This window comes from Aeromonas sp. HMWF014 (assembly GCF_963878295.1).
GTDB lineage: Bacteria > Pseudomonadota > Gammaproteobacteria > Enterobacterales > Aeromonadaceae > Aeromonas > Aeromonas popoffii.
Genome location: NZ_CAWNYS010000195.1, coordinates 1 through 4,289, shown reverse-complemented (window position 1 = coordinate 4,289; position 4,289 = coordinate 1). Strand labels below are relative to the sequence as shown.

Annotated in this window: 3 protein-coding genes and 1 pseudogene; 3 read left to right on the top strand and 1 reads right to left on the bottom strand. The window is 61.4% G+C overall.

Annotated features, from left to right (window positions below; translation table 11 throughout):
- The coding region (gene mngA, locus AAC083_RS07835; protein WP_108536256.1) for a PTS 2-O-a-mannosyl-D-glycerate transporter subunit IIABC at nt 1-1,606 on the bottom strand (1,606 nt) is incomplete at its 3' end.
- A 247-nt stretch (nt 1,607-1,853) separates the two neighbouring features.
- Between mngA and AAC083_RS07830 the strand changes: the two genes are divergently transcribed.
- The 3 genes and pseudogenes from AAC083_RS07830 to AAC083_RS07820 form a co-directional block, all read left to right on the top strand.
- Nucleotides 1,854-2,570 (top strand): GntR family transcriptional regulator, encoded by a 717-nt coding sequence (locus AAC083_RS07830; protein ID WP_108536255.1) that lies wholly within the window; start codon nt 1,854-1,856, stop codon nt 2,568-2,570.
- Nucleotides 2,571-2,707: 137 nt separating this feature from the next.
- A pseudogene (locus AAC083_RS07825) lies at nt 2,708-3,084 on the top strand (AcvB/VirJ family lysyl-phosphatidylglycerol hydrolase); the annotation flags it as partial.
- Between the two features lie 156 nt (nt 3,085-3,240).
- The coding region (locus tag AAC083_RS07820) for a methyl-accepting chemotaxis protein (RefSeq protein ID WP_108536257.1) at nt 3,241-4,289 on the top strand (1,049 nt) is incomplete at its 3' end.

Sequence of the window (4,289 nt, the reverse complement as noted above, 5' to 3'; positions counted from 1 at the left end):
TCTCGAAGGTCTGGAACAGTCGCGGCGCCAGCAGGGTGGAGGCGGTGACGGTAAAGGCCGAAACCATCTTGACCGCACCGAAGATGGCGTAGGGGCCGTAGACGCCGTTGGCCATGGCGCCGAGGCAGAAGGCGTAGGCCGCCTTGTTGACCGGGCCACCCAAGTCAAACGAGCACATAAAGCCGAGTAGGGCGCCCAGTACCAGCGCATTGGTGCCGGAGAGGCCGTGGAGCCACTCGGTGAGGCTGTTGTTGAGCCAGGCCACCGGTTGGCCGATCACAAACAGCATCAAGCTGCCTGCCACCAGGGTGCCGATCACCGGATAGAGGTAAAAGGTGAGAAAGCCGTTGAAGTTGGGGCCGAGGCGCACATGCTGCTTGACCCAGCGCATCAGGTAACCGGCGATAAGGCCGCCGACCACCCCGCCGAGAAAACCGGAGCCAATCATGTTGGCGGCCAGTCCCGCCGCAAAGCCCGGGCCCAGCGCCGGTTTGTCCGCCAGCGAATAGGCGGTATAGGCCGCCAGCACCGGCACCATCAGGGTGCCCAGCATGCCACCGCCGAGTTTTCGGTACATCCAGAGCCAGGAGTTTTCGGTATCAAACAGATGTTGCAGGCCGAAGATCTGGGCCAGCAGCACAGAGACGGCGAGCACGGTACCGCCCGCCACGATCAGCGGCACGGCAAAGGAGATGCCGCTCAGCAGCGCTTGCTTGAGCTCGGTCTTGAGGCTCACCTTCTTGCCGCTTGGGGCATCGCTCTGGCTGGTGTTGGGCGTCGGGGCGGTGCGCCCGGCCTTGGCGGCCTCCAGCGCGTCATTCAGGATCCGCTCGGCATGGCGAATGGGCTCGGCCACCGGCGTCTCGATCCGGGGGATGCCGGCGAAACGCTCCTGCTCCTTGACTGCCACCTCGGCGGCGAAAATACAGGCCACGGCGGCATCGAGCGATTCTTGCGGCAGGCGATCCTCAATGCCGTTGGCGCCCTGTTTCTCGACCAGTACCCGAATGCCCAGCTTGCGCCCCGCCTTTTCCAGATACTCGGCGGCCATATAGGTGTGGGCGATCCCCGCCGGGCAGGCAGTGACACAGACCACAGTGGGTTTATTTATATCTAATTTGTCTTCTTTTTGCGGTTGTTTTCCGCTATCTCCTTCACCACCGAGCAGCGCCATCAGCTGCTCGGCACTTTTGGCCGCCAGCACCGCCTCGCGGGTATCGTCATCTACCAGGGCGGTGGTGAGGGTGGTGAGCAGCTGCATATGGGTGGAGCCCGCCTGATCGGTCGGGATCGCCAGCATGAAGATCAGGTTGACCGGCTCGGGGCCGTCGATCCCCTCCCAGCCCAGCTCCTCGCTCAGGGTAGCGACGGCAAAGGCCGCTTCGCGCACCGCATCGCACTTGCCGTGGGGCACCGCCAGCCCTTCGCCAAGGGCGGTGGGGCCCTGTGCTTCGCGGGCCATGACCGCGGCCAGAAAGGCCGCCTTGTCGTGCAGCTTGCCGGCCTGATCGAGCCGCTCAGCCAGGGCATGAATGGCCGCATCCCGATCGGCAAACCGGGTTTGCAACGTGATGAGATGGGGGCCGGTAAGACTGGTCAGATTCATGATGATCCTCTGTCAGGTTGGCTTGCCAGCAAGCCGTCATGGTGAAAGTGACAGCGATGCTAACAAACCGGCCGACTGATTTTTGTGATTGGTATCATACAATCCATTATTTGTATTGTTTTTGTATTATTTGGTCGAGGTGACTTGTTAGGTCAAATAAGGCCAAGCCGTTTTGTCTGCCGGGCAACTGGGGTAGAATGGCGCCTCTTCTATTTATCATGGCGCAGAGCCGACGAGGTGGCCTTTCGTGTCGAAAAAACCCATGTATCGCCAGATAGCCGACACCATCCAGCAGTGGATTGCGCAAGGTGAGCTGGCCCCCGGCGATGCCCTGCCCACCGAAGCTGAGCTGCGCGAGCAGTTCGGGGTGAGCCGGGTGACGGTGCGTCAGGCCCTCAAGCAGCTGACCGAACTCAACGTCATCGAGAGCATTCAGGGTAGCGGCAGCTACGTGCGGCAGGAGAAGGTGAACTACGACATCTATCAGCTCACCAGCCTCTATGAGAAGGTGACCGATCCGGCGGCCGAGACCCACAGCGACATTCTCGCCTTCGAGGTGATCAAGGCGAACCGCGAGCTGGCCGAGCGGCTCAATCTGCTGGAAGGGGCGCTGGTCTACTACGTCAAGCGGGTGCGCTTTATTCGCCAGATTGCGGTGACGCTGGAGGAGACCTGGATGCCGCTCGCCCTCTTCCCCGATCTCAGCTACGCGGTGATGCAGGGCTCCAAGTACCACTACATCGAAGAGGTGAAGCAGCTGGTGATCGACCGCAGCGAGCAGGAGATCATTCCGGTGCTCCCCTCGGCGCAGGTGGTGGAGGCGCTCGGTATCGATCCCGCCAAGCCCATTATCGAGAAGGTCTCCCGTGGCTTCTTGCAAGATGGCACAGTGTTCGAGTTCAGTCGCAACTTCTTCAAGAGCGATGACTACAAGTTCACCCTGGTGGCTCGTCGCAGCAGGTAGGCAAATATACTCGGTGAGTCAACCAATTTTTGGGAATGGCGGGATCGTGATGGGGGATCCCATCGGCCAGCCCGAATTTATCGAGGAGCTGCTGTGGCAGTGTCGAACCCGACTACCTCAGCCTGAGCCCGGCGGCGCTGGTGGGGTTCTCCTTCGGTGCCGAGATAGTGTCCTTCGTTATCAATCGGTTGCCCGAGCCCTACCGCAAGAGCCTGATAGGTGCTGTGATGCTCTCCCCCTCGATTGCCTCGATTGCCTCGATTTCGAGATCCATGTCAGCGATATAGTTGTGCCTGACAAGGCGGGCAGTTACCCCACCCAGCCAGAGGTCAATGTCATCCGCACCCTGCCCATGCTCTGTATACAGGGAGCGGATGACGACTCTCCGGTGCGGCTCTGCCTCCGGTTGCAGCAGCCCAACCTGACCACAGTGACCCTGCCGGGATCGCACCATTTCGAGGATGATTATCCGGTGCTGTTCAAGGCCATCACCAGTCACCTCTCCTTGCCTTGATGGTCTGACCTGATGGGGGCGGTAGCTCACATTCGGCCAGGCTTCCTGCTAAATGTTGTTTAGGTATCCCTTGTCACACTCTGCTCATGCCGCCCTTTACAGGGTCTGACCACTTCCCGACACTTTGTTGAGTAATGACTCAGAATGGAGTGCAACATGCGTGAACAAAAGGCCCATCTTGTTGATCAGGAAGTCGATTTCCCTGCCGATACACAGCTGGTCTCCACCACGGATCTGCAGGGTGTGATCACCTACGCCAACGATCATTTCTGCCGGGTGGCCGGCTACAGCCGTACCGAACTGGTGGGCCAGCATCACAACATGGTGCGCCACCCCGACATGCCCAAGGCCGCGTTTGCCGATCTGTGGGGCAAGCTCAAGCAGGGCCAGCCGTGGCGCGGCATGGTGAAGAACCGCTGCCAGGATGGCCGCTACTACTGGGTGGATGCCTATGTCACCCCCCTCTTCGAGCAGGGCAAGGTCAATGGTTACCAGTCGGTGCGCTGCCGCGCCGATCCGCAGATGAAGCACCTTGCCGCCCGCACCTATGCCCGTCTGCGCGCTGCCGAACAAGGGGGTCGTCAGCCCCATCTCTCCCTGTCATGGCTGCGCCACGGGGTCGCCGGGGCCGGGCTGCTGGCGCTGGCCTGGCTGGGGGCTATGCAGCTTGGTGCCTCGGCGCCACTCTATATGGCGCTGCCGCTGGTGCTGCTGGGCCTGCTCTATCGACACGAGCTCATCACCACCCCGCGCTACCTGCAGCAGCTGGCCAAGGAGTATGACAGCCTGACCCGACTCATCTATTCGGGGCAGGAACCGAGTGCCATCGCCGATTTTCACATCAAGCTGCTGCAGGCCCGCATCCGGACCGTGCTGGGGCGGGTGGATGATGCCACCCACGCCCTGCAAGATCTGGCGGTGCACTTGAAAAGCGCCTCCAGCGAGGCCAGTTCTGACATTGCCGAGCAGGATGCCCAGACCCAGCAGATGGCGGCGGCCATCACGCAGATGGCGAGCACGGCGCAGGAGATAGCCCGCAACATCCAGGACACCAACAACCAGATCGCCCAGGCCAAGACCCATTGCCAGCACACGGATCGGCAGCTCATCGACACGGAGCGCAAGATCACCGAGCTGGCGACGGAGGCGGAACACGCCTTTGTCTCGGCGGTGGCGCTGGCCAGTGAATCGGATCGCATCGGGGT